The following is a 23,995-nucleotide window of genomic DNA, read 5'->3' on the forward strand; positions in this document are numbered from 1 at the left end:
GCGCAAGTGTTGCACGCGTGCGACCTAACAATAAAGTCCCGGATGCGAGGGATCCGCATTGCGCAAGGCAAATGGCCATCCGCTCGGTAAGGGGGGACAAAAGCGAACATTTAATTTGGAAAATGTTTAATTTCCTGTTTAATTGAACGCCACGGTTCAGGACGAACTGATACGCAGCGACCAAGGAAAGGACACCCGCCATGGCATTCAATACCGTACACCTGCAGGATCAGGCTGACCTGTTGCGCCGAGGCATGGCGGACCTGCGCGCAGAGGACCTGGAACTGGCGATGCTGCTGGACGCCGAAGTGGCACGCCAACATCGCACGCTGTCATTGGTCGCGTCCTCCTGTGCAGTCAAGCCTCGCACCCTGGCGGCTTCCGCGTCCGCACTGGTCAACGTTACTGCTGAGGGTGCGCCCGGCAAGCGTCATCGCGCCGGCTGCGAGAATGTCGATCTGGTTGAGTCCCTGGCGATCCGCAGGGCGCGTGAACTGTTCGACGCCCACTACGCCGGCGTGCAATCGCACTCGGGTTCCAACGCCAACGCCCAAGTGTTGTCCGCTCTGCTTGAGCCGGGTGATACCTTGCTGGGCATGGCCCACGATCACGGAGGTCACCTGACCCACGGCAGCCCCGCCGTGTTTACCGGGGCCTACTACAAAGCGATTCGCTACGGCACCACTGCCGAGGGCCTTATCGATTACGAGCAGGTGCGCAGCCTGGCGCTGGCCCATCGTCCACGGATCATCATTTGCGGTGCATCGGCTTATTCGCGTGTGCTGGATTTCGAGCGGTTTCGTGCGATTGCCGATGAAGCAGGCGCGATCCTGTTGGCCGATATTTCCCATATCGCAGGGCTGGTTGTGACCGGTCGCCACCCCAGCCCGATTAACGCGGCTCACGTCACGACCACTTGCACTCACAAACAGTTGGGTGGCCCGCGTGGTGGGCTGATCCTGTCCGGTCGCGACGCCCATACCAAGGTGCCTGGCTTGAAGGCGACTTTCAGCCGTGTGCTGGATCAAGCCGTCTTCCCGCGTATGCAGGGCGCACCGGCGGTCAATATGATCGCCGCAAAAGCCGCGGCGCTCGGCTACGCAATGACGGCGGAATTCGACGTTTGCATGGGGCGGGTTCGCGCCCTGGCCGACGAAGCGGCCTACGCGTTTCAGGCCCATGACTATGACGTCGTCGGTGGGCGCAGCGAAAACCATACGGTGTTGATTCGTTTGCGCGGGGACATGACCGGTGCCATCGCTGAGTCGGCGTTGGAAGGCTGCGGAATCGTTGTGAATAAAAGTCGCGTCCCCGGCGAGACCCGTTCGTCTGCCGTTGCCAGTGGCCTGTGTATTGGCACAGGTTCCATGGCCCAACGCAATGTGGATGCCGATGGCTGTCGGCAAGTCGTCGATCTGGTGTGCCGGGTACTCAACCAGGTGACGCCGCTTGGTGAATACGAGTACCACTTCGAGCCCACTGCGCAGGCGCAATTGCGCTCTGAACTTGAGCATTTGTGTGCCAAATACCCCATCGCGGACTATTGGGAGCACTGAAAGCCCGCCCATGAAAAAGCCCCGTCGTCGAAAGTCGTACGGGGCTTTTTCATGGGCGCTCGGTTAAATCCGCTGCGTATTGTCTCGTCATACTCACTTGTACGAGCAGTGCGAATCCATCATCCGCCTACAAGGAGTAGTCACCATGGTCAGCGTTAGTCGTCGATCCCTTCTCGCCCTCGGCGCCGCCCTGCCTTTACTCGGGCGCCTGGATTGGGCGGTGGCCGCGTCGTCGGCAACCAAGACTGACAAGGTGCTGCTCAACTACAACGAAAGTCCCTACGGGCCCTCGGCAGCGGCCCGCGAAGCGATGCAGCGCGGCATCGACACTGCAGGGCGTTATCCGTACAAACACATGTACGCCCTGGCCGAGTTATTTGCACAGCAACAAGGGATTGCCGAAGATCAAGTGGCGGTGTTTTCCGGCTCCATGGCCGCACTGCGCTACGCGGTGCTGGCGTTTACCAGCGAAATCCGGGGCCTGGTGATGGCGACGCCGTCCTACGAGGTACCACGCCAGGCCGCCAAATCACGCAAGGCGCCGGTGAAAGAAGTGAACCTCAACGCCGAGCATGCCCACGACGTCCAGGCCATGCTCGCGGCTGACCCCCAGGCCGGCATGCTCTACCTGTGCAACCCCAACAACCCGACGGGCACCGTGACGCCGACCGAGGCCATCCGCCAGGCTTTGGCGAACAAACCCAAAGGCTGTGTGCTGGTGGTGGATGAGGCCTACATCGACTTCGCCGATACCCCAAGCGTGGTGAGCTGGGTCAAGGACCACGACGATCTGCTGGTGCTGCGTACCTTCTCGAAAATCTACGGCATGGCCGGCGCTCGTCTGGGCCTGGCGATCGGCCACCCGGCGCTGCTGGAGCGCTTGGCGGTATTCGGCGGCGACAACGTCCCGGCCGGTTCGTCCTTGCTCGGCGGCCTCGCCAGCCTGGAAGATGTGAAGGTGCTGCCCCAACGCAAGGCGCTCAACGCGCAACTGCGCGAAGAAACCATCACCTGGCTTAAGGGCCGTGGCTTCACTTGCACGGCATCCCAGGCCAACTGCTTAATGATTGACGTGAAGCGCCCGGCAGAGCAGGTCATCGACACACTGGCCGCCCACGGCGTACTGATCGGACGCGTGTGGGAAAACTGGCCGCAGTGGGTGCGGGTCACGGTGGGGAATAAGCGGGAGATGGCGCGGTTTCGCGAAGTGTTTGCGGCGCAGATTCAGGGCGCCAGCTGACACCGCGCAAAAAAAATGTGGGAGAGGACTCCCACATTGATCCGAGGGTGTTGGTTACTGCTGCGCGATGCTGTAACCCGCAAACGCCGTCTGCTGTTGCAGTGCAGTAATCACGCTCTTGCGGCTCAGCGGCTGCTCGACGCCGGCGTTGTCCACAAAGCTTTCGACTTGCAGCTCGGCTTCATCGCCTTCACCCACAAAGCTGAAGCCCAGGAACTCGAACGCCTCGCGGTCGACGTTCAACTTGGAACGTGGCGTGCGCAGCGGCAGCGTGACGCTGATGCCGTCCTTGCTGATCACAAACACTTCAGCTTCTTTCTTGGGGCGAGCCGCCTTGCCCTTGCCGGCGCTTGGGTTGCTGATTGCCTGGTGAGACTGGTTCAGCACCTTGAGGGCCAGGCCGTAGACCAGTTCCTGAAACTCGGGGTCGTCCTTGAAGCTGGACAGGATGCGGCTGATGGAGAATTTGCTGCTCAGGTCTTCCAGCGCGATGTTATCGGCGGCTTCGGCGTCCTTGAGCTGCTTGAGCTGGCCCATCAGGTCGTAGGCCTTGTCGTCGTCGAAGGCGTCGTGGGCCTGGCGGATGGCGACGCGCAGTTCGCGGATCTGGTCGCTTTCCTTGGAGGTGTGAAAGGCGTCCAGCACCATCTCGCTGATGATCTTGGCGGCTGGCACGTGCTGTGAAAGATTGATGGCGTTTTCGTATTCAGCTTTGGCGTGCAAGGCGACTACGGATTCTTCGGCGGAGTGTTCGGTGTAAGAATCGGACATTGAAATTTCACTACTTCAGTAAACGGGGAAGACAAAAAAGCGTCGCGCATTTTCAGGGGGGAGGGGGATCAGGTCAAGGCAGCACAATGCCCCTATCGCGGCGCAAGGCTGCCGACCGGCGGATACGGGCGTTAAACCAATTGCTTGAGGCACGCTTGAAGAATATCCAGTCCTTCTTCCAGGACCGCAGGCTCAATGGTCAGTGGCGCCAACAGGCGAATGATGTGCCGCGACCTGCCGCTGGGCATCAATAGCAACCCGGCGTCTCGCGCCAGGCTCAACAATTGGGTCAGTTGCTGAGGCGCTGGCGTGCCGTCGGTGCTGGTCAGTTCGATGCCGCGCATGGCGCCGACGCCGGTCAGGCGGCCCAGGTACGGCGACAGGCGCTGCGAACGCCAGGCTTCATAACGGCCGACGATCGCTTCTTCCTGCTGCGAGCTCCACTCCTGCAAATGCTCATCGGTCATTGCATCGAGGGTGGCCAGCGCCGCTGCGCAGGCAATGGGGTTGCCGGAGTACGTACCGCCCAACCCACCTTTGGGCAGGTTGTCCATCAACGTCTTGCGCCCGACCACTGCGCCCAAGGGGACGCCGCCGGCGATGCTTTTGCCGAGCAGGATCAGGTCCGGTTCTATCCCCAGGCGCGAGAAGGCAAAACGCTGGCCGGTTCGGCCGAAGCCGGATTGGATTTCGTCAGCGATCAACAGGATGTCGTGTTCATCGCAAAAGCGCCGCAGCGCCTGAGCGAACTCGATATCCAAGGCGAGGAATCCGGCTTCGCCCTGCACCGGTTCGATGATGAAACAGGCTACGTCGCTGATATCGATTTCCACACTGAACAGTCGATCCATAGCCTTCAGTGCCTCAGCGCAGCTCACGCCGTTATCGGCGCTGGGGTAGGGCAGGTGATACACCGGGCCGGGCAGGACGCCGACCTTTTGTTTGTAGGGCGCCACTTTGCCATTGAGGTTGAGAGTGGCCAGGGTGCGGCCGTGGAAGGCACCGTCAAAGGCGATCACTGCAGTGCGGCCGGTGGCGCCGCGGACGATCTTCAAGGCATTTTCCGCGGCTTCCGCGCCGCTGTTGGTGAGCATGCCGCTGACGGGGTAGTTCACTGGGATAAACGCTGTCAGGCGATCCATGAGTTCGATGTACGGCGTGTGCGGCGCGGCGTTGAACGCAGAGTGGGTCAACTTCGTCGCTTGTTCACGAATAGCCTCCACCACACCGGGATGGCAATGGCCGAGGTTAAGCACGCCGATGCCGCCGACAAAATCGATATAGCGCTTGCCCGTGGTGTCCCAGACTTCGGCGTTCTTGCCGTGGCTGAGGCTGATGGGATGAACGATGGAAATCGACTGGCTGATGGTTTCGCGGCTCATGAATCTCGGACTCGGCAGTGGCGGGCGTCGTTTCATCTAAGCCGCAGGCCAGCCCTTGTCGCAAACGAAATAAAGTCGCCGGGTCATTCCAAATCGGAAGGAGCCATTGCCAAAAGTCGTTTGTGGCAACGCGCTGAACCCGTCAAGCGCGGCCTCAATGCGCTGTGGAGCAGAGGCGGCATCCAGTACCCGCCGACAGTGCCTTGACGGGCTTGGCCTACTCCGACACCCCATCTTTCCCCGCCGCTTTGGCGCGATACAGTGCCTGGTCGGCACGCGCCATCAGTGCGGCGGGGGATTCATCCATGCGCCGCTCGGCCACGCCCAGGCTCAGGGTGACGGTGAGATCTCCGCGCATCGGGATCTTGCGCATCGTTCGGCAGATGTTCTCAGCCAACGCCCTGGCGGTTTCCAGTGAGCTTTTGGGCAGCACCACCATAAACTCATCACCTCCCCACCGAGCCAGTAGGTCGCCTGGGCGAATGCACCTCTCCAGGCATTCCACGACGTGCACCAGGGTTTGGTCGCCCACGCCGTGGCCATGTCGGTCATTGATTGGTTTGAAGTCATCGATATCCACCGCGATCAATGCCAACGGCAGGCGAAAACGCTGTGCGCGGCCGCACTCTTCCAGCAGTACTTTTTCCAGGCGGTAGCGGTTGGCGACGAGAGTGAGGGCGTCCCGCTCGGCCAGGGAGCGGTTCTCGTTCAGCTGTAGTTGTAATTGCTGATTGACCCGCGACAGCTCGCGCGTCCGCTCGGCCACCAGTGCCTCAAGGGATTGATTGCGTCGCTCCAACTGTTCAACGGAGGATTTGCGCAGATCGATGTCGCGATGGGCGCCTACCATCCGTGCTACCGAGCCGTCCTCATTGCGCGCAATGACATAGCCGCGATCCTCTATCCATAGGTAGCTGCCATCTTTTTTGCGGCAACGGTATTCGGTTTGGTAGTGAGGGGTACGCTGGTGGACGTAGTCATCGAACACCGTCATCACACGGGGGTAATCGTCCGGATGGATAACGTTTTCCCAGGTAAACACGTTGTTTTCCAGGGAATGGCGAGGGTAGCCCAGCATTTCGTACCAGCCTGGGTTGCGGTAGACGAACCCGGTATTGGCGTTCCAGTCCCAAATGCCGTCGCTGACCAACTCCAGCACGGCATGCAACATGTCGGCGTTAAGGTGGGAAAAATCATGGTCCAGCGGGTTGTTGCCGGAAGTATCGTCCATCTGCGCATTCCTTGCGTGGGCAGGCGCCTAGGCCTGCCAATGTTGTCGCCGATACTCCGTGGCTGGGGCTACTGTACAGCGGGGATTGAAGGCTTTGAATAGGATGGGTGTGCTGCTTTTGGATGATGGCTATTGGCTATTGCTGCGGCGCCACCATCCTTGTTCGAGGTTTGCCGTCCGCGTTGTGCTGGTAAATAGCCTCAGGCTGCCCCCTTTCGTTGAAAAACACTTGGCCAATTCCGGCCGAATTCCATAACCGTTCACCGGCTTCGGCATGTTCCGGGATATGGGGGACCACCTGCATGGTGCGGCGGCGAGTGAACCAGTTCAGGGGCGATCGCGGCGAGTAAAGCCAGCGGTTGAGGCGGTCGAACCATTCCAGCAATCGAGGTGGGAATTCGTTCTTGATGCCGCTGCTGGTGATCTGCCAGATTCTGGGGCCGGCGTTGCGGTGGCGTATCAGCACTTCATAGACAAACGAGTAGTGCACGTCGCCCGAGAGGATCACGTAGTTACCCGGCGTGCGCGAGTGGCGGAAGATGTTGAGGATGACCTGAGCTGCGCCGCGATGAGCCATCCAGTTCTCGGCGTCCACCAATAAAGGATGGCCGCACCAACTGAAGATTTTTTGCACGGTCTCGATCAGCTTGACGCCAAAAATCGGCGCGGGAGAGACGATGATGGCTGAGGGATGATCGAGCAGCTCTTGTTGCAGTTCGCTCAAGGCTTCCCAGTCAAGGAGGCCTGATGGGTGCTTGAGCGTGAATTCGCTCCGCCAGCGCCGGGTGCGGGTGTCGAGCACCACCAAGGCCGGCGTTGTGGGCAGGACGTAATGCCACTGCTGGAACTTCAGCAGTGTCTCCACCAACTGGTCCTGCGCGAGCGCGTCCAAGTGATTGTCCTGCGTGTGGGTGACCAGTGTCTGGGTTTGGCCCACCAGCTCAACAAAGGCATCCGGGTTATTCCCCCAACCCTGGCACAGCAGGTAGGCGAGCAGCGCGTTACCTATGATGCGTTTGGAAAACGGATGGCCGTAGGCGGTTTCTTCCCATTGGGCGCTGAGGTTCCAGTCGTCGGTGATGTCGTGGTCGTCAAAGATCATCAAGGTGGACAGGTGGGCGAACACCCGTGCTACGTCCGGCAAACCCTCACGGAATGTATCCAGCGTTACTTGCTCGCGCGCATAGCGCGATGACTCCTCGGCGCTCAGTTGCGGCGGTTGTGGGGTGATCAGGTTCCAAGGCGCAGGAGACCACACCAGCAAATACATCGCCATGACTTCGGCGAAGGTCACCAGATGGTTGTCGGCGGTGCTGCTGGTGAAAATCGGTTTTTTCACGCCGCCAAAAAAACGTTCACGCAGGGTCTCGTTGCTGTCCAGCGCCGGGAGCAGATCGGCGCGGTTGTAGTAGCTGGCGTGATGCCCGTAGAGGCTGGCGCTATCGTCTACCACGGCGCCTTCCAGGTATTCGTCGAACAGGCCCAGGCGCGCAATCAGCCCATGGATCGCGCGCAGCATCGGCCCGGCGACATCGTCGGCATACACTTGGTCGCCGCTCATCATCAACAAGGCCGGGCGCTCGGTTGGGTTCTGCGCATTGGCCAGCAGGCGATCAACGCAAAGCAGGCCTTCGTCGGCACTGTGGTGAGGTTTGCGGCACGAGCCGTGCACCAGTTGATGGATACGGCTGTGCAGCACGAAGCTCGGGTATTGGGCGTTGGCGTACAGCAAGTGGGGCGCCCACTGGGCTATGCCGGTGCCGTCGACGAGCAAGTCATAGTCGATGATCACATCCTGCGGCAGCGCCTTTTCCAGCCGTATATCAATCAGATGGACAAACGCCTCGCGACCCACCTGCACGACTTGGCATTGGTCCTGGCCCAGCGGGATATCCAGGTGCTGCTCGGCAGATTGCAGCCTCAGGGTCAGGGTTAATGCTCGGCTTCCCACCAGCCACAACACCAAGCGTTGGGGTTCCAGGCGCCGCAGCAGAGGGCCGGCGAGTACGGCGGGCAAGGTGTCGGGATGTGGCATGCAGTAAAAGGCTCCGGCCAGGGTTGAACCGGAAAGGTTAGCGCAACGGATGTCAGTGTTTTGTTAAGACGCGACGACCTACAAAGACGAGGGGCAGTGCACTGCCCCTCGTACGACGGTTTAAGGCAAGTTGCCCTTGCCCAGGCTGTCTAGGCTGCCGGTATTCCTGTGTCGGCCATCGCGCGCCGAACCGTCAGCGTCCAGAGGTTCGAGCTGCGATTGAGGGCCGTCGATGCTGCGCTTATTGCGTTGAAGGGGGGCGTCGTCATGCGGTGCAGTGGGGTATTGAGCAGGCAGAGGGGGAGAATTTATAGGGCCGAGCATGGAAGTATCCTTCTATCAGTCGAGGGTGACTTCGCCCTGTTGAGCGAAGTGGCGACAAACTTATAGAGGACGAGGGGCGTCGAGCTATAAACGCCCTGCTGCAAGATATGACGGAGGTTGAGGCCCGCTCTCTAGAGCAAGCCATGCCTGGCTATTGCCACAGACCCCTTGCCACAAGGTCGCTGGCGCTTAGGTCGGTGAGTTTTCAATTACGTTCGGCACCGTAAACCGGAACTCGCTGCCGCGCCCCACTTCACTTTCAGCAATGATCTTGCCGCCGTGGGCGTGGACGATGCCCTGGGTGATGTAGAGCCCCAAGCCACTGCCCGTTGGATTGTTTTCGGTCTGGGTCCAATAGCGGTCGAACACATGGGGCAATTGCTCCGGCGCAATGCCTTCGCCGGAGTCGCGCACCGAAAACACGGTCTCCTCACCATTGCTCATGGCACTGATGCCGATAGTGCCTTGGCGCGGCGTGAACTTGATGGCGTTGCCGATCAGGTTCGAGAGCACCTGGAACATCCGCTCAGGGTCGCCGTTGATCACCAGATCAGGCTCGGCGCTGAACGACAGGTCGATGCCTTTTTCCATCGCCAGCGGTGCGAGCAACGAGTAAGCCTCTTCGAACATCTGGCTCACATCCAGCGCCACTGGCTTGACCACATAGCGCCCGGCCTCGATTTTCGAAGTGTCGAGCAAGTCTTCCAGCAGCACATTCATACGCCCGGCGGCTTGCTGCATGGTGTCGATGGCCGTGGAAATCCGCCGCGACGTGTGTGGGCCATCGGAGCTGAAGGCCTTTTGCATCATGCCGCACAACATCGAAATGACCGTCATCGGGTTGCGCAAGTCGTGGGATACCACCGCCACCAGTTCATCACGGGCGCGCACGGCTTGTTGCTCACGCGCTACCTGGCGTGCCAGGTCGTTTTCCAGGGCGGAGCGACGCAGGTCATTGGCGGCAAACAGGTCACCATGGCTCCACTTGGTGGAGATGCCGGCCATTTCCACTTTCCAGATTTCAAACGAAGTGCGTGGGCGAAGGCGCAAGCCAGCGTCGGAGTTTTCCAGATCCAGTGGCTTGTTCGGGTCGCCGCTCCAGTTGATGTTCTCCTTCACTTCCGGGCGGAACCACAGCACACCGTTATCCACCGGTTTAGGCAGGCTCATGGCCAGGACACCGCTGGCCATCTGCTGAAACTCAGCGGCCGGCGGGTAGACGGAGGCCAGGTTATGGCTTGAAAACACCGTATCGCCGCTCTCTTGAAGCCACTTGTGCAACGCGCGGATCTGCGCCGGTTCCGGGCAGTTGCCGTAGCGGTGCAGTTGCTTGTCTTCGATGATCGCCACACCGCCGGACAGGGTCAGGTCCATCAGCACTTGGCCTTGCAGGGCCAGGCCATCGAACACGTTGTCCGCCGAGGCTTTCATCGCCTGATCCAGCAACGCCAGGGACTCGACTTTTTCCTCGCGCTGGCGGCTCAGGTCCAAGGCTTCCATGGCGCTGATCTGCAATGACAACACCTGGCCGATGGTCTGGCAGGCGGTGCGCAACTCGTTGGGCACCAGCAGCGGTTCACGGTTGCCGCAGCTGATCAGGCCCCAGAGTTTGTCGCCCTTCATCAGCGAGATGCTCATGGACGACAGCACACCCATGTTCTGCATGTACTGACAGTGAATCGGCGACACACTGCGCAGGGTGGCGAAGCTGAGGTCCAGCGGCTCACCGTTGTCCGGGCGCAGTTTGGGCAGCAGTGGCACTGGCTCGTAGGCCGCGTTGGGAATGATGCGCAACCAGTTGGTGCGATACAGCTCGCGGGCCTGCTCGGGAATATCGGACGCGGGGAAGAACAGCCCGTTGAACAGTTCCATGGACGGCGCGGACGCTTCGGCGATCACTTGGCCGTGGCCTTCCTCTTCGAAGCGGTAGATCAGCACGCGGTCGTAGCCGGTCATGGCTTGGATTTCATGCACGCTGATTTCGTACAGCGCTTGCAGGGTTTTCGCCGCCTGCAAACGTTGCAGCATCTTGCCCAAATCACTGGTGCGACGATTCATTGCCCGCGGCTGGAAATTCTCCAGCAACGGTTCGAATTCCAGTATCAGGACGCCCTGATGGCGATGCAGCAGGCCATCGAACTTGGCGCCGTTGAAAGTAACGTGCAGCGGCGGCGCGTCGATAAAGTTGTTGAGCTCGACCATGTGTTGCACAGCCTTAGCGTGCTCTGCGCCCAGCAACCGGTGCAGCGGCTGGTCCAGCAGCGTCTCGGGTGCATGATTGAACAGGCTGGCGACGTTGGCGCTGACTTGGATGATCTGCAAGCCGGGGTCAGACAGCGTCAGCAACACACCATGGGGCTGGATGGCCCCTGGAATGCGAATAGGCTCGTCCGCACAGTTGGCAAGCAGCTCTTCAAAATCATCGGGTTTCATAGCAATACCTCCTGGCTGTCGAGCCATTGCTCAAAGCAGCGGAATGTCGAACGGGCCGCGTCTACCGCGTGTTGTTTGGCTGGTGCGTCCAGCGGCTGGTGGCCCAGATAGTCGAGAAAGTCTTTCCAGCGCCGACCAGTCTCGGGGCCATACACATTGAGAAACGCACCGCCGTTATCGGCGTCCAGATCCAGGCGCTGAGCCATTTCCCGGCGCAGTACCTGGCCGCCCAGCGTAGCGCCTTCGAGCACATACAAGGCGCCCAGGCAGGCAGCAGGGGTATCGAGGAGCGGCAATTGGGTGCAGCGGGGCAGGTCGTTGATAGCCATGTCATTCAGGCCAAGGGCGAGAAGATCGCTCAACAGAGTGGGCGTTTTCACACGCAGCTCTGTGTCATAGCCATCAGGGATCAACTCACAATCGTACAGCGCGGCTTCCATTGGCCCATAAAACCCGTAATACGCCTGGAGCAAGCGTCGAAACCAGTCGGTATCCAGGTATTCGCTGAAAAACGGCAGGCGCTTTTCCAGCGCTACATGCAGCAGGGCCGTGCCTGTGCGCAACGCTTCCAACAACGAGGGCACACCACCGTCAGGGGCCTGTGAATGCATTCAATAAGCTCGAACTGTGGGCCTGCCGGCCATAAATGACGCATAGAATTGGGCAGTGATTCTACACACCTCATGGCCATTGGCTGTACGCACAAGGCGAAAAGCCTGACCAGCGGATCAGAAAAGTCTCTCCTTGCTCATTAATGACCGCAGTGTTTGTCCCAAAGTTCGGCTTCAGTGATGTTGCGATGCTATCAATGCAGGTGCGGGCTTTGCTGGGTCAGTGCCGTTTGCACACACTCAATCAGGTGTTCGGCGCTCCACGGTTTCGGTAGAAACCGCACAGAGCTACCCAGTTGCGCCGCGATCTTAGTGTTGCCGGATGTCAGCACTACCTTTACCTCTGGCCAACGATGGGCCACTACCCGGCTCAAGTCATAGCCGTTGAGCAAACCTGGCATCTGAACATCACTGACAATCAGGTCGACCGGTTCATCATCCCGCTCCAGAAAAATCATCCCTTCATCCGCCGAAGGAAATGACGTCACATGAGCCCCAAAATCCTCAAGTACATCCACCATTAACGAGCGAATGATCTCGTCGTCTTCCAGTACTAAAATCGATGGCTGAGCCATGATCGTTACTCCACCATCAGGGTTCAGTAAGGTGGAGTGGAAGACCATCGGATAGGTTCGATTGGATATGTCCAAAACGATGGGTGGTTACTCAGAGGGTCTATTTTGCTTGTTTGCGGGGAGGTGCGGCACGATCCCTGTGCTCTGCAATGCACGCAAAAGGCTGTCGACCCTGAATGCTCCCCTGATCGAGCGTGGACCGAAGCGCTGATCTGGATGGGCATGCGTTCCTGACAAACAGGCATAATCGCCCGCATTCGCCGATGTGGAGTTCCCATGAAGTACGTCCTGCTCACCCTCGCCCTGATCCTCAACACCCAGTCAGCCCTCGCGGCCGGCGACGCCGAGGCGGGTGGCAAGCTTTTTACCAAGACCTGCGGCGGCTGCCACAGCGTCGGCGAAGGGGCGCGTGGTGGGTTCGGCCCGGAACTCAACGGCATCATCGGCAGGCCTGCCGGTACCACCACTGACTATCAGTATTCTGACGCGATGAAAAACTCCGGCGTGGTCTGGACGCGGGACAAACTCGCCGCCTATATCGAGGCACCGAAGAAGGTGGTGAGCGGTACGCGGATGATCTTTTGGGGCATCAGTGATCAGGAGAAAATCGACAACATCCTGGCCTACCTCGAAACCTTCCAACCCAAATAATCACTCCCGTACATTTCTGAACAGCATCAACCGCGCGCTCTCATGCAGCCCACGGGTCAGCGCCTGCAAACGCTGAAACTCTGCGGGATGTTGCGTTGCCACATCCTCTCGCGGCGTCTTTGAGGCCAGGTCATGCAGGGTCGGTGAGCTGCCGTCGTGTTGCATTTGCAACAGGAAGTGTTGGGTCACGCCGCCGATGATTGGGAACGTCCCCTCACGCAACACCAGCGGCACCACGCGCTCGCCTTCCGGAGCAGGCTGTTGGATATCCCGGCCCATGGCGCCACTGGTGAACGGCACGCCTGCCATGCCCGCAACGGTCGGCAACAAATCCGCCAGGCCAACCGCCTGTTCGATCACCCTAGGTGCCAGGCCCGGCGCGTGGATCAACAGCGGCACGTTGTTGCTTTCCAGCCCTAGTTGTTCAAAGGCAGGCGCCATGTGCGGGATCTGGCTGATGCGCGTGTTGTGGTCGCCGAAGAACACAAAAATGCTGTTGTCGTAGTAACCACCGGCCTTGGCGATTTCCATCAAGCGGCCGATGTTGTAGTCGAGCAGGCGCACTGCGTTGTATTGCTCGACACTGCGCGAACCGGCTGCCTGGACTTGCTCCAGGGTCACGTCCGCCACCTGGAAACCGTCGTTGTCTTTGGGAATCGTGAAGGGTCGATGGTTGCCGGAGGTTTGCAGGTAGGCGAAGAACGGCTGGTCCTTGGGCATCCTGCTCAACAGTTCGTCACCTTCCTTGAACAGGTCCAAGTCTGAAATGCCCCACACATCCACCCGTGGCGATTGCCAGTCGCTCTCTTCAAACAGCTGCACGTCGTCGATGCTCTGGCGGATCAGCGCGTTGATATTCGCCCAGCCGGCGTTGCCGCCGATCATGTAGAACTTCTGATAGCCCTCGAATGCGTTGATCAGCGTGTGTTGCCGGGTGATCAGCGGATTGCGCGTGGCAGTCTCCTGGCGGGTGACGTCGGGCACGCCGGTGATGCTGGCCCAGACAGTCTTGGCGGTGCCGGTGACCGGTACGTAGAAGTTCTTGAAGAACCAGCTTTGGCTGGCCAGTTTATCCAGGTTCGGCGTGGGATTGAGCGGGTTGCCGTAGGCCCCGACGGCGCTCGTGCCAAGGGATTCGAGCATCACGAAGATCACGTTCAGCGGGCGCTCGCCGGCCAGGCGATAGGGCTGCACACCCTGGTGGCGGGTGAAATTCAGTTGCTGGGCGTCCGGTTGATCCACCCCCAAGTACTGGGCGACTTGCGGGTAATGCTTACGCACCTGGGCTTCATCGAACTGCGATTGGCCGACCTTGAGGGTGTCGTACAAAAACAGCACCGGGTTGAGGCCCACGGCGGCCACCTGGCTGTTGCCGGAAAAGAACGCATCGCTCCAGCGCAGCGGCACCGGGTTTTCTAGGTTGAGGTTGGCCACGCGCCCCAGCAGGGCGAGCAGCACGGCGACCACGCCAACCACTGAGACTGACGTCACCGCCCATCGATTAATGGGGGTTGGCGCACGGTCCAGGGTCAGGCGCTCCAGGCAGATCAACGCCCATACCCACAACCCCACTGCCGCCAGCCAGCAGGCGGTTATCCACAGCACTGGATAGGTTTCCCACACCATCTGTTGTGAAATCTGTGCGTCTTGCAGGTAGCGCAGCACCGTCGCATTGATGCGTACGCCGAGGTAGGCGTAATGGCCGAAGTCGATGATGTACACCAGGCCGATCATCGCCAGTGCGACCACCAGGTAGGCACGTGCCAGCCAGCGCAGGACTGGCAGCGTGGTGAGGTTCCAGCGCGGCAGCCATGCCAGCACGGCCAGCGGCAGCAGCAGCAACACCGCCAGGCGCAGGTCGAAACGCAGGCCGATGCCGAGGGTTTCCAGCAGCGCCGGGGTTGTCACATCGAGGCCGGAAAAACCCAGCACAAACACCAGTCGCAACGCAGCCAGCAGCACAAACACCAACCCAATCGCGCCCATGCCGTAGCGCAGGCGACGTGATTGCAACGCACTCATCAAATTTTCCATTCTTTAAAGCAGTACAGTTTGAGTTGCATTAATCCAGCGACGACGCAGTAGGCTGCCAAGAGCGGATCAACCAGATAATCCCAATAGTTCTCTGAGGCCTTGAGCCGCAATGCGAACGCCAGCGTGCCGATCACCAACATCCACACCGCCAGCGCATTGCGCAGCCACAGCATCAACAGCGCCGCCACCTCGACCAGCACAATCATCGGTCGAGGGTTGAAGCCCAAGCGGTACGGGTCGAAATAGGTCAGGCCTAACGTGGCCGGGTAGAGCACCAGGCTCAGCAGGCCAAACAGCAGCAACATCTGCACCTGATGTGGTCGAGCCAGCGGCTGCACCACGCCCAGACGGCTCAGCGCAACCCACCCCAACAACACCAGCGTGCTGATCGCCAAATCATCGGTAAAACTGCGGACATAGGCCGCCAATGGCAGCTCATTGATCGGGATAACGCTCACCACCACCAGGACTGGCAGCAACCACGGTCGCCATCGGGCGGTAAATCGAAACGTGCTTAACAGCACAAACCCCAACAGCACAAAACTCAAATGCGCCTGCCATAGCAACACCATCACAGACGCTCCGCGAGCCAGGCTTCGTTGAAGCTGACATGTTTGATAAACGTGTTATTCCATGAGTACACCAGGTGGTACATACCGTCCGGGCTGCGGCTGAAGTACGGGTACTCGTACTCGAAATCGCAGCCACGGGGTTTGCACACGCGGTAGTCGAGGCTGCTGAGAAAACGTTGCTCCAGCGGTAAACGCTGCGCGCCGCTGGAGGCGCGAAAGCCTTCGCCGATGATCTCTTTATAAGCTTCGGGGGCGAACGGTTGGCCGAGCGGGTCCGGTGATTCGTCCAGTTGCACCACAGTGCGCCACTGGCTGAGCTGGGCGTCGGTGCCATAGAGGCTGAGCTTGAAGCGGCCGTCCTGCAGGTCATTGAGCGCCACCAGCAACCCATCGTCCACCGTGCCCACCGCCGCCAGCGACGAGTTAGGGTTGGCCGGTTCCAGCGGGTACGGCTGGCTCCAGGTTTGCCCGGCGTCTTCAGTGCGGCTGGCCAGCACGCGGTGATGGGTGTCGCCGGCATAGCGCAACATCGCCACGGCGCGTTGGCCGTCCAGGGGCACGATGGTCGGTTGCAGGGAATTCTTGCCGCGGCTGATACGGAATTTGTCGATCACCGCTCCGTCTGCGCTCAGGTACAGGTACTCGGCAAACTTGCCCATGAACTCGTGGTACACCGGCAGGCCGATGGAGCCGTCGGCGTGGAACACCGGCGCGGCGCGAACCAGGGTGCTGATATTGAAGAACGGCGAGGTCACCAGTTGCCGAGGGGCCGTCCAACTGCCCCCCAGGTCATCCGACACCATCACGTTGATCGCACTGGTGGCCCAGCCGCCCACTGACACCGACACATAAAACATCCACAGGCGTTTATCCGGCGCCAGGGCAATTACCGGGTTGCCGAGCTTGCGGATATAACGCTGGGTTCCGTCGCGGGTGCTTTCCCGCGTGGCCAGCACCTGTTCGGCGCCCCATTCGCCGGTACGTGCATCAAAGCGCGCGGTGCGCACCTGCACATCAGCGGCACCTTCGCGTGAGCCGGCGAACCACACCGCCATCAAGTCGCCGCCGGGCAGGGCGGTCACGGATGAGGAGTGCACAAAGTCGGTGAGCAGGGTGGATACGAACCGGCTGCTGTACTGCGCCGGCGCCGCCACTTTTGCGGTGTTCGGGCTGGTCTGGGCAAACGGCGCCAGCACATGGGGCGGATGGCTTTGCCAGGCAGCGAAAAACACTGCCAGCAGGCTGCATATCAATAAGGCGGAGCGCATAGGGAACCTGTGGGTAAAAGGATTACTGCGCACGTTCATCCGGCAGGCGCTTCCTGCGACCGGTGAGCATGGATAACGGCAGGTTGTCCCGCACCTGGATACTTTCAAACACGGCAGCCAGTACATGCAGGCAAACCAAGCCAAGCAGCGCATTGGCGGCGGTCTCGTGGACTTGCAGCGGCCAATCGGCGCCCCAGAGGGCATCGACTTCCTGCATCAAAAAGCCACTCACGCCGACGGTGAGTAACGCCAGCAACATCAACAGCATCACCAGCGCGCCAATCGGCGAATGCCCCAAGCGGTGTTGCGGCTTACCCTTGAGCAACGAGCGCACGTGGGCATTCAGCCTTTTTGGCGTAGGCCAAAAGTCTGCCCACCGCGCGCTGCGCGGTCCGACAAATCCCCACACTGTTCGCACCAGCAGCCAGGCCATGGCGTAATAACCCAGCGAGACATGCCAGTCGTCGCCGGCTTCGTTGAAGAAGTAATTGGCGACGAAGACCCCGGCGATGGAGGCATGGAACAGCCTCACCAGCGGGTCCCACAGGCGTAGGGATTCGCCTGGCATCAGCCTTTGATCTCAGTCTTCACGGCCTTGCCGGTGACCGGGTCGTGGTAGATCTCAACTTTGCGCTTGTCCTTGTCGAACCCGTAGATCTCATAGCAGTTTCCATCAGTGACCTTGAACTTGCTGATGGTGTAGCCCTCGGCCTTGAGCTTGTCCTGGAAGGCTTTTTCGTCTTGCCATTGCGAGCGCTCGGCGGTGGTGCATTGCGGGCCGGCGAAGGCCAGGGGGCTGGCGAGGATCAGGGACAGCAGGAGAATTTTGCGCATGGAAAAGCTCTCAGCAAATGTGGGAGATTTCACAGTGCAAAACCAACCTTAGGGCAACCTTAGTTGGCAACGAGCCGTAACATCTTTGCTGAAATAGCCCCGGCCATAACCCGGCATGATGCCGCCGATTCCTACAGAGATTTTGCTATGCGCCTACTCCTTGTCGAAGATGACCGTGCCCTCGGCCAAGGGATTCGTGTGGCCTTGGGCGCCGAGGGCTACACCCTGGATTGGCTGCAGGATGGCGTTGCGGCGCTGCATGCGTTGCGCACGGAGAGCTTCGATCTACTGCTGCTGGACCTCGGCCTGCCCCGCCTCGACGGCCTCGACCTGTTGCAGCAACTGCGCGCCGAGCAACATGATCTTCCGGTGCTGATCCTCACCGCCCGCGACGGCACCGCCGAGCGCATCGCCGGATTGGACGCCGGCGCCGACGACTATTTGGTCAAACCCTTCGACGTCGAAGAGCTCAAGGCACGTGTGCGCGCGCTGTTGCGCCGCAGCCAGGGCCGTGCGCAACCGATGCTCGAACACGCCGGCGTCAACCTCGACCCCGCCACCCAGCAGGTGCGTTACCTGGATGAGGACATCATCGTCACCCCCATGGAATACCAACTGCTGCACCAACTGATGGTACGCCCCGGCAAAGTGGTAACCCGCGAGCGCTTGTCTCGCGCGTTGTATGGCTGGCAGGACCGCGTCGAAAGCAACACCTTGGAAGTGTTGATCCACAACCTGCGTAAAAAGTTATCCACAGAGCTCATACGCACCGTGCGCGGCGTTGGCTATGTGCTGGTGCTCAAGCCATGACCTCCGTGCGCGCGCGCATCCTCGTGCCGGTGCTGGTGTTGATCCTGCTCGGCGATGCCCTGATCAGTTGGCTGGTGCTGCGCGACAGTCACCACGAAATCGAAGAAGTCTACGACGCCCAACTCGCCCAAAGCGCGCGCCTGCTGCAAGGCGTACTGCGCCAGCGCGACCCCGGCGAGGCGGATTGGGACCGCTTGTACCAGGCGTTTGATCAGGCCATGAGCCGCGTGGGCGAAGAGGGCGTGGCTCATCCCTATGAAACTCGCCTGACCTTCCAGGTGTGGCGCAGCGACGGCCAGCTACTTGTACGCTCAGCCGAAGCGCCGGTGCTGGCCGCACCGCCCGCGACCCTTGGTTCCCACGACATCATCGACAACGGCAACGACTGGTGCGCCTTCCTCCTCGCCGACCCGCAACAGGGCCTTTTGATTTGGGTGGGTGAGCGCGACGACATCCGCCAAGACGTGATCCAACGCATCATGCGTCACACCCTCTGGCCGACCCTCATCGGCGTGCCGCTGCTGACGGTGTTGATCTGGCTGTTAATCGGTTGGGGTCTCAAACCCCTGCGCGCCATGGCACTGTCGATTCGTGGACGCAATTCCGACACCTTGCAACCGCTGCACCTCAAACCGCTGCCCTCCGACCTGGAACCCATGCAAACCGCGCTCAACCGGCTGTTGGTGCAGGTGGACGAGTTGTTGGAGCGCGAACGCCGGTTCATCGCCGACGCCGCCCACGAACTGCGCACCCCCCTGGCGATCCTGCGTATCCATGCGCAAAACGCCCAAAGCGCGGAGACAGTGGAGCAACGACGCGAGGCATTGGAATTTCTGGTAAGCGGTGTCGACCGCGCCACCCGCATCGGCAGCCAGTTACTGACCATGGCGCGCATTGAGCCGCAGTTGAACAACCCTGTGCGCAGCCGTGTGCAATTGACAGAGTTAGTACGCGAAGAATTGGCAGAACTTACCCCGCTGGCCATGGAGAAAGGTGTGGAGCTGGTGCTGGAGGGTGACGAAGAATGCTGGGTTGAAACCGAGCCCGTGGCACTGGCCATCGCCCTGCAAAATCTGGTGACCAACGCTCTCAACTTTTCCCCCCGGGCAGCGAGGTGAAGGTGGTGATTGGTGCCTTTTGCCTGAGCGTGCAGGACCAGGGGCCGGGGATTGATGAAGCGGAAATCGGGCGTTTGTTTGAGCGGTTTTATAGCCGTGACAATGCCAATGGCGCCGGGTTGGGGCTGGCGATTGTCGAGATGATCGTCGGCAAGATCGGCAGCCGGCTGGCGTTGCACAACCTGGAGCGTGGTGGGTTGTGTGCGCGGTTGGTATTTAACGAAGAAATCCAGAACAGCAGCCCTTCAACTGCCTGAGCTGAAAGGGCATGTGTAGTGAGCGGGCTTGCCTCGCGCAGGTCTGCGAAGCAGCCCCAACTCGGCCACCGAGATTTTCCATAGGAACCGCAGGGCTTGGTTTCAGGGCCGCTTCGCGCCCCAGCGCGGGGCAAGCCCGCTCACCACAAAAAAAGCCCGCTCACCAGGGAGATCCTCGTCAGCCTTTAGTCGGCGAATGGAGTTTGAATGCCCCTTGGCTCACTTAGTCGTGTGAGGTAATGAATAAGTCAAAGTGAGTGGGCAGCTTTAGAGCAATCGCTTTTTCTATCTTGAGTACTTGTTCTTCCGTCAGTAGATAGTCAAATACGCAATCCTCCAGTTTCTCCCACCCCATAATGTCCATCAGGTCTTGAGTGGACAGAGGTAGCGCCTGTTCAAAGGATGCAAAGTCCTCGTTAGGCAAAACGCCCATAACTGAGTGGTTCATGGTTCTACCGTCCTTTCAGGCTTGGCTGGCTTACGTTGGTTACCGGTCAAATGATCGAACTCGCCGAGATGAATTCCGCGCTTGGAGGACTTTTCCACAGCGCCATGTTGAGCGTCCCATTCATAGATCGTCCCGTCGGGATCTTTCCATCTTGGGCGTTGGCCACCCCCGTCATTGGAGTTTTCGAGCGAGCCCACTTGGCTTTCGGAAATGCAGCTAGGAGTTTTGGTTTGGGGTGATAGGTATGATCCCCAGCCCGAACACTGACCACCACATACAACGGCCGAACCCCCCACTCCACCGGGAACACCAGAATAAAATCCCGATATTCCGGCGGATAAACCGGGTTCACCAAAATCTGCGCAGCCTTCTGGTTTGGCGGGTAAATCCAAATTACCGGCGCCTGCGGTGCAGCCTCCAACGCTGGGATTCCCAGGGCGTCCCCCGGATTCAACCGCAGGCGTCCAGATCTGCTCCACACCTTGGCCCAAATCCGCCACAAACTGATCGCCACGGCTTTGCAACTGCACCACATCGATCATCTGACAGTCGGCATTGTTGCCGGTGTAAAACCCATAGCCCTTGAGCGTGCCGTCCTTCAACTGCTCAACATGCAAACGCATCTGTGAGCGCGCCCGTTGCATCGAGCGCAATTGCTCATCGCTGTACAGCGCGCTATCACCCAGCGCCGATGGCCAAGCCAACGCCACTAACCCCGTCAACAACGCCCCGGCTACAGAGCCGACAGCAGTCGCTGCCGACTCCAACACCGCTGCACGCAACGCCAACTGCCCCAAGCCAACGGGCAATGCGCTTCCGCTGATCTTGCGCAGCGAGACCGTCCCCCGAGCGTCCACTTCACGCCCGCCCAGCAGGCTGAAATGTCCGTATTCCTTGACCAACTCCAGCGGTACGAAACCGCAGGGATCGGCGTAGTGGGTGATGCCGTCGGGCAGTTGGCAGGGTTTGGTGAATACGCAGCCGGGAGGCTTGGTGGGGGAGGGGGCTGGCGCGGGAGGACGGTCGAGTAGATGGAGCGGTGGCGAAAAAGGCCGTGCCGGTTGCGGTGTCAGGATTCGCTGTTTGAGTTGTTGTTCTTCGGTGAGAGGGTATGCGCGCTCTGACATGACAGGCTCACCTCCTTGTGTGGGGACGTGAGCCTAAGAGGGGGTATGAGCGGACTAAGTCGGATTTGTTCGATGATGGGTGTGGGAAAACGAGACAGGGGTCAGAAGAGCGCTATCGTTTCGAATATTTTGATTTTTACCTGCTGATCAGGTCAGCAGGTGCTTGGAAATCAACCGCGAAATCTCAACAATCGACGTCTTCCCCGTAAATTCAAATTTCACCTTCCCCAGCGAAGAAAAGTAAATCTCCAACTCCGAATCCAGATCAAACGTGCCGGACGTTTCCACCGAGTACGCCACGATATTTTTATACGGCAGCGACGTGAAGTCCTTCTTGCTCCCGGTAATCCCCTGCACGTTCACGGCGATGATGCGCTTGGTGGTAAACACTACGCCGTCGCGCATGGCTTTGTAGGCGTCGACCACTTCCTCGCCGTCCAGCAGCAGGGCGGCTACGCGTTCGGCGTATTCGTTGTTTTGTTTGAGCTTGAAGAAACCTTTGTTGTTGAAGTCGATCATGGGCCTGCCTCGTGGGTGTATGCCGATTTGCTCGTGGATCTGTATCTAACGCGGGCATTTTGAACGCCCTACCATGGCGACCAACCTTACAACCTTGCCCAGATGTTTCAACAACCGGAGCCGCACCATGCCTGAACTATCCAGCTGGCTTGCCTATGCGCTGATCTCCCTCGGCATGGTGCTGACGCCCGGACCGAACATGATTTACCTCATATCCCGCTCGATCTGTCAGGGCCGTACGGCTGGATTGATTTCCCTGGGCGGCGTGGCGTTGGGTTTTTTGGTTTATATGCTTTGTGCGGCGTTGGGAATTACCGCGTTGGTCATGGCGGTGCCGTTTGCCTACGACGCGCTGCGGTTTGGTGGGGCGTTGTACCTGGCCTATATGGCGTGGCAAGCGATCAGACCGGGCGGGCGTTCACCGTTTCAGGTGCGCGATTTACCCAAGGACAGCCCACGCAAGCTGTTCACAATGGGGCTTGTGACCAACCTGCTGAACCCCAAGGTGGCGGTGATGTATTTGTCGTTGCTGCCCCAGTTCATCGACCCGAACGGCCATAGCAGTGTGCTGACACAATCACTGGTGTTGGGCTTTACGCAGATTTTTATCAGCGTGGGTGTCAACGCGGTGATTGCCACCCTGGCGGGCTCCATCGCGGTGTTTTTCGTCACCCGGCCCGGTTGGCAAGTGGTGCAGCGCTGGCTGATGGGCTCAGTGCTGATGGGGTTGGCGGTGCGCATGGCGGTGGAAGGGCGGCGGTAGGTCGCCTCACTGGATGTCTTTCAGATAATCCTTGAGGGTGGTTAACGGCTCGGGCAGTTCATCCAGTTGATGGGCATTTTGCACAGCCGCCGCCAGCCGTTGCAGTTCACGTCCCAGTACTGTGTCGGCACCGCCCACCGCCATCAAAGCCTGGCCCGCACACTCATCAATCTTCACCAAGATTTCAGCCAAATCCCCCTGCCGCACCAACAGCCCAAACACCTCCCTGTCATAGCCAACCATCACCGGATCATCCCGCAAAACCGGGCTGCCACCGTCCACCTCATGCACCAACTTGAGTGCAAAAAGCGCCACAGCTTCCAGCGTCAATTCCATGGTCTTGGTTCCTCAACATACGGGGGGAGGGGGATGATCACTGTTCTGTGTGTGAAAAAAAAGACCTGGCCCACTTTGCGGCGTGCATCACATTAAGGCCTCTGCACAAGGAACGATACTAATTGGCCATGTTCCAACTCGCCGTGCCAAGCGCACCCAAGCAGCCCGCTTTATCTACTTACAAGGACGCAAGCCCCCATGCCCTCATCCCCTTTTCAATCGCCTTCCAATACTGGTGAGCTGATCGCCAGCTTCCGTCATGGCAAAGCCTTTCTTGTGGTCAGTTTGATCTTTGGTTCTGTGATGCTGGCGATGGCCGGGTTTGTGCTGTACCTGAGCACCATCCTGCCGCAGGGCAACAATGGCCCCGTCACTCTCCAGACGTCACGCGGCATGACCTTGAATTTCAGCGACCCGCTTATGGTGTTTTATGCCACCAGCGCCTTGCTGGCGGTGATCGGCCTGAGCATGTTTGCGGTCTACGCCTGGCACAAAAAGCTGCGTGCGCCCCGTTATGACGTGTACGAGCATGGCATCGAGCGCTTCGTGAACGATGAGCGCGAATACACGGCCTTTGCCGATATCGAGGACTTGTATCTGTTCGGCTCCGGCCAAACCGTGTTGACCGGTATGGTTACCAACGTTGCCTATCGCCGCAATGCTTCGGAACCGTTTCACCGGGTGATCGAGACCCTCAAGGGCTTTCACGATTTCCAGCAACTGGTGCGTGAACTGCACGTACGCGCACGCCTGCCGGCGGTGGCGGCGACGCTGGAGGCGGGCGGGGCGGTAACGTTCAATTGCATCAGCACTGCGCAGGTCTGGGGCAAGCGGGTCAGCGGCAACTTCCTCAAGATCACCACGACGCCAATTCTGGTCAGCGCCGCCTTCCTTGAGTACCAGGGCCGCAAAGTGCCGATGGCATCGTTGCGCACCGTCGACCTCAACGCCTGGACCGAGAACGTGGTGATCAAGGACGACAGCGGCAAGCCCGTGCTGTCGACCATCGCCACCGGCATCCTCAGCCATGACCTGTTCCTCAACACCCTGGATGTGGTGTTTGCGGTTGAAGAACAAGCCCGTGAGTTGGCCTAAGCCCA

21 protein-coding genes and 2 pseudogenes are annotated in these 23,995 nt (G+C 59.7%); 7 read left to right on the forward strand and 16 right to left on the reverse strand.

The genetic code is table 11. The features are described 5' to 3' along the window. The first annotated feature begins 200 nt into the window (after positions 1-200). Together AB4N82_RS14905 and ptaA are read left to right on the forward strand one after the other, a co-directional pair. Entirely contained in the window at positions 201-1,556 is a 1,356-nt protein-coding gene (locus AB4N82_RS14905) for a serine hydroxymethyltransferase (RefSeq protein ID WP_032885626.1), read from the forward strand. A 145-nt stretch (positions 1,557-1,701) separates the two neighbouring features. After that, on the forward strand, positions 1,702-2,796 hold the full coding sequence (gene ptaA / locus AB4N82_RS14910; RefSeq protein ID WP_122763891.1) for a pyoverdine biosynthesis transaminase PtaA: 1,095 nt from the start codon (positions 1,702-1,704) through the stop codon (positions 2,794-2,796). 54 nt (positions 2,797-2,850) lie between these two features. Here ptaA and AB4N82_RS14915 read toward each other — a convergent pair whose 3' ends face one another. The 7 genes from AB4N82_RS14915 to AB4N82_RS14945 all read right to left on the reverse strand — a co-directional run bounded on the left by AB4N82_RS14915 (position 2,851) and on the right by AB4N82_RS14945 (position 12,158). After that, positions 2,851-3,567, reverse strand: coding sequence for a hypothetical protein (locus AB4N82_RS14915; protein WP_095186385.1), 717 nt, complete (start codon positions 3,565-3,567; stop codon positions 2,851-2,853). Between the two features lie 131 nt (positions 3,568-3,698). Beyond that, a complete protein-coding gene (locus AB4N82_RS14920) occupies positions 3,699-4,949 on the reverse strand; it encodes a 2-aminoadipate transaminase (RefSeq protein WP_122763889.1) in 1,251 nt (416 codons plus the stop codon). A gap of 217 nt (positions 4,950-5,166) precedes the next feature. Continuing rightward, positions 5,167-6,180, reverse strand: a complete 1,014-nt coding sequence (locus AB4N82_RS14925; protein ID WP_095186387.1) for a diguanylate cyclase domain-containing protein — start codon at positions 6,178-6,180, stop codon at positions 5,167-5,169. Between the two features lie 136 nt (positions 6,181-6,316). Beyond that, the gene (locus AB4N82_RS14930) at positions 6,317-8,215 is read right to left on the reverse strand and encodes an alkaline phosphatase D family protein (RefSeq protein ID WP_122763888.1); all 1,899 of its coding nucleotides are present in this window, start codon (positions 8,213-8,215) and stop codon (positions 6,317-6,319) included. 513 nt (positions 8,216-8,728) lie between these two features. After that, positions 8,729-10,972 carry an ATP-binding protein gene (locus AB4N82_RS14935; RefSeq protein WP_122763886.1) on the reverse strand — a complete coding sequence of 748 codons (2,244 nt, stop codon included), beginning with the start codon at positions 10,970-10,972 and terminating at the stop codon, positions 8,729-8,731. Further along, positions 10,969-11,583, reverse strand: coding sequence for a biliverdin-producing heme oxygenase (locus tag AB4N82_RS14940; protein WP_122680693.1), 615 nt, complete (start codon positions 11,581-11,583; stop codon positions 10,969-10,971). Before AB4N82_RS14940 ends, AB4N82_RS14935 begins: the two co-directional genes overlap by 4 nt. 194 nt (positions 11,584-11,777) lie before the next feature. Continuing rightward, the gene (locus tag AB4N82_RS14945) at positions 11,778-12,158 is read right to left on the reverse strand and encodes a response regulator (protein ID WP_122755884.1); all 381 of its coding nucleotides are present in this window, start codon (positions 12,156-12,158) and stop codon (positions 11,778-11,780) included. Between the two features lie 276 nt (positions 12,159-12,434). On the opposite strand from AB4N82_RS14945, the gene AB4N82_RS14950 reads away from it, so the two are divergent. Then, the gene (locus AB4N82_RS14950) at positions 12,435-12,809 is read left to right on the forward strand and encodes a c-type cytochrome (RefSeq protein WP_032885636.1); all 375 of its coding nucleotides are present in this window, start codon (positions 12,435-12,437) and stop codon (positions 12,807-12,809) included. Here the strand turns inward: AB4N82_RS14950 and AB4N82_RS14955 are convergent, their stop codons facing one another. The 5 genes from AB4N82_RS14955 to AB4N82_RS14975 are packed head-to-tail and all read right to left on the reverse strand — an operon-like array spanning position 12,810 to position 17,517. After that, positions 12,810-14,831, reverse strand: a complete 2,022-nt coding sequence (locus AB4N82_RS14955; RefSeq protein WP_460102061.1) for an LTA synthase family protein — start codon at positions 14,829-14,831, stop codon at positions 12,810-12,812. It abuts the gene before it with no gap. Continuing rightward, positions 14,831-15,415 carry a hypothetical protein gene (locus AB4N82_RS14960; protein WP_122763884.1) on the reverse strand — a complete coding sequence of 195 codons (585 nt, stop codon included), beginning with the start codon at positions 15,413-15,415 and terminating at the stop codon, positions 14,831-14,833. The genes AB4N82_RS14955 and AB4N82_RS14960 overlap by 1 nt, the downstream gene beginning before the upstream one ends. Then, the gene (locus tag AB4N82_RS14965; RefSeq protein ID WP_122763883.1) at positions 15,415-16,683 is read right to left on the reverse strand and encodes a sialidase family protein; all 1,269 of its coding nucleotides are present in this window, start codon (positions 16,681-16,683) and stop codon (positions 15,415-15,417) included. Before AB4N82_RS14965 ends, AB4N82_RS14960 begins: the two co-directional genes overlap by 1 nt. A gap of 22 nt (positions 16,684-16,705) precedes the next feature. After that, on the reverse strand, positions 16,706-17,251 hold the full coding sequence (locus tag AB4N82_RS14970; protein WP_460102065.1) for a cytochrome b/b6 domain-containing protein: 546 nt from the start codon (positions 17,249-17,251) through the stop codon (positions 16,706-16,708). After that, positions 17,251-17,517, reverse strand: coding sequence for a PepSY domain-containing protein (locus AB4N82_RS14975; protein WP_032885640.1), 267 nt, complete (start codon positions 17,515-17,517; stop codon positions 17,251-17,253). Before AB4N82_RS14975 ends, AB4N82_RS14970 begins: the two co-directional genes overlap by 1 nt. Before the next feature lie 147 nt (positions 17,518-17,664). Here AB4N82_RS14975 and AB4N82_RS14980 point away from each other — a divergent pair, with 147 nt between their 5' ends. Further along, positions 17,665-18,327, forward strand: a complete 663-nt coding sequence (locus tag AB4N82_RS14980) for a response regulator (RefSeq protein WP_032885641.1) — start codon at positions 17,665-17,667, stop codon at positions 18,325-18,327. After that, positions 18,324-19,702, forward strand: a pseudogene (locus AB4N82_RS14985) (ATP-binding protein). The gene AB4N82_RS14980 and the pseudogene AB4N82_RS14985 overlap by 4 nt, the downstream one beginning before the upstream one ends. A gap of 223 nt (positions 19,703-19,925) precedes the next feature. Here AB4N82_RS14985 and AB4N82_RS14990 read toward each other — a convergent pair. From AB4N82_RS14990 to AB4N82_RS15000, 3 genes and pseudogenes are all read right to left on the reverse strand, one after another. Next, on the reverse strand, positions 19,926-20,150 hold the full coding sequence (locus tag AB4N82_RS14990; protein ID WP_122763880.1) for a pyocin S6 family toxin immunity protein: 225 nt from the start codon (positions 20,148-20,150) through the stop codon (positions 19,926-19,928). Beyond that, positions 20,147-21,277 (reverse strand): annotated as a pseudogene (locus AB4N82_RS14995) (colicin E3/pyocin S6 family cytotoxin). Before AB4N82_RS14995 ends, AB4N82_RS14990 begins: the two are co-directional and overlap by 4 nt. A gap of 147 nt (positions 21,278-21,424) precedes the next feature. After that, on the reverse strand, positions 21,425-21,796 hold the full coding sequence (locus tag AB4N82_RS15000; protein WP_032885644.1) for a PH domain-containing protein: 372 nt from the start codon (positions 21,794-21,796) through the stop codon (positions 21,425-21,427). Between the two features lie 127 nt (positions 21,797-21,923). Here AB4N82_RS15000 and AB4N82_RS15005 point away from each other — a divergent pair, with 127 nt between their 5' ends. Beyond that, positions 21,924-22,559 (forward strand): LysE family translocator, encoded by a 636-nt coding sequence (locus tag AB4N82_RS15005; RefSeq protein ID WP_122763879.1) that lies wholly within the window; start codon positions 21,924-21,926, stop codon positions 22,557-22,559. 6 nt (positions 22,560-22,565) lie between these two features. Here the strand turns inward: AB4N82_RS15005 and AB4N82_RS15010 are convergent, their stop codons facing one another. Further along, on the reverse strand, positions 22,566-22,895 hold the full coding sequence (locus AB4N82_RS15010; protein WP_122763878.1) for a hypothetical protein: 330 nt from the start codon (positions 22,893-22,895) through the stop codon (positions 22,566-22,568). A gap of 198 nt (positions 22,896-23,093) precedes the next feature. On the opposite strand from AB4N82_RS15010, the gene AB4N82_RS15015 reads away from it, so the two are divergent. Beyond that, the gene (locus AB4N82_RS15015) at positions 23,094-23,990 is read left to right on the forward strand and encodes a hypothetical protein (protein WP_286819965.1); all 897 of its coding nucleotides are present in this window, start codon (positions 23,094-23,096) and stop codon (positions 23,988-23,990) included. The last annotated feature ends 5 nt before the right edge of the window (positions 23,991-23,995 follow it).

The sequence above is a fragment of the Pseudomonas sp. H1_D04 genome, from assembly GCF_054683855.1.

What these genes read in the sequence shown, in the direction of transcription:
- AB4N82_RS15010 (WP_122763878.1), bottom strand. Translation starts at nt 22,895, where the DNA reads ATGGAATTGACGCTGGAAGCTGTGGCGCTTTTTGCACTCAAGTTGGTG.
- AB4N82_RS14990 (WP_122763880.1), bottom strand. Translation starts at nt 20,150, where the DNA reads ATGAACCACTCAGTTATGGGCGTTTTGCCTAACGAGGACTTTGCATCC.
- AB4N82_RS14920 (WP_122763889.1), bottom strand. Translation starts at nt 4,949, where the DNA reads ATGAGCCGCGAAACCATCAGCCAGTCGATTTCCATCGTTCATCCCATC.
- AB4N82_RS15015 (WP_286819965.1), top strand. Translation starts at nt 23,094, where the DNA reads ATGCCCTCATCCCCTTTTCAATCGCCTTCCAATACTGGTGAGCTGATC.
- AB4N82_RS14935 (WP_122763886.1), bottom strand. Translation starts at nt 10,972, where the DNA reads ATGAAACCCGATGATTTTGAAGAGCTGCTTGCCAACTGTGCGGACGAG.
- AB4N82_RS14905 (WP_032885626.1), top strand. Translation starts at nt 201, where the DNA reads ATGGCATTCAATACCGTACACCTGCAGGATCAGGCTGACCTGTTGCGC.
- AB4N82_RS14960 (WP_122763884.1), bottom strand. Translation starts at nt 15,415, where the DNA reads ATGGTGTTGCTATGGCAGGCGCATTTGAGTTTTGTGCTGTTGGGGTTT.
- AB4N82_RS14955 (WP_460102061.1), bottom strand. Translation starts at nt 14,831, where the DNA reads ATGAGTGCGTTGCAATCACGTCGCCTGCGCTACGGCATGGGCGCGATT.
- AB4N82_RS14965 (WP_122763883.1), bottom strand. Translation starts at nt 16,683, where the DNA reads ATGCGCTCCGCCTTATTGATATGCAGCCTGCTGGCAGTGTTTTTCGCT.
- AB4N82_RS14950 (WP_032885636.1), top strand. Translation starts at nt 12,435, where the DNA reads ATGAAGTACGTCCTGCTCACCCTCGCCCTGATCCTCAACACCCAGTCA.
- ptaA (WP_122763891.1), top strand. Translation starts at nt 1,702, where the DNA reads ATGGTCAGCGTTAGTCGTCGATCCCTTCTCGCCCTCGGCGCCGCCCTG.
- AB4N82_RS14980 (WP_032885641.1), top strand. Translation starts at nt 17,665, where the DNA reads ATGCGCCTACTCCTTGTCGAAGATGACCGTGCCCTCGGCCAAGGGATT.
- AB4N82_RS14975 (WP_032885640.1), bottom strand. Translation starts at nt 17,517, where the DNA reads ATGCGCAAAATTCTCCTGCTGTCCCTGATCCTCGCCAGCCCCCTGGCC.
- AB4N82_RS14940 (WP_122680693.1), bottom strand. Translation starts at nt 11,583, where the DNA reads ATGCATTCACAGGCCCCTGACGGTGGTGTGCCCTCGTTGTTGGAAGCG.
- AB4N82_RS14925 (WP_095186387.1), bottom strand. Translation starts at nt 6,180, where the DNA reads ATGGACGATACTTCCGGCAACAACCCGCTGGACCATGATTTTTCCCAC.
- AB4N82_RS14915 (WP_095186385.1), bottom strand. Translation starts at nt 3,567, where the DNA reads ATGTCCGATTCTTACACCGAACACTCCGCCGAAGAATCCGTAGTCGCC.
- AB4N82_RS14930 (WP_122763888.1), bottom strand. Translation starts at nt 8,215, where the DNA reads ATGCCACATCCCGACACCTTGCCCGCCGTACTCGCCGGCCCTCTGCTG.
- AB4N82_RS15000 (WP_032885644.1), bottom strand. Translation starts at nt 21,796, where the DNA reads ATGATCGACTTCAACAACAAAGGTTTCTTCAAGCTCAAACAAAACAAC.
- AB4N82_RS14970 (WP_460102065.1), bottom strand. Translation starts at nt 17,251, where the DNA reads ATGCCAGGCGAATCCCTACGCCTGTGGGACCCGCTGGTGAGGCTGTTC.
- AB4N82_RS14945 (WP_122755884.1), bottom strand. Translation starts at nt 12,158, where the DNA reads ATGGCTCAGCCATCGATTTTAGTACTGGAAGACGACGAGATCATTCGC.
- AB4N82_RS15005 (WP_122763879.1), top strand. Translation starts at nt 21,924, where the DNA reads ATGCCTGAACTATCCAGCTGGCTTGCCTATGCGCTGATCTCCCTCGGC.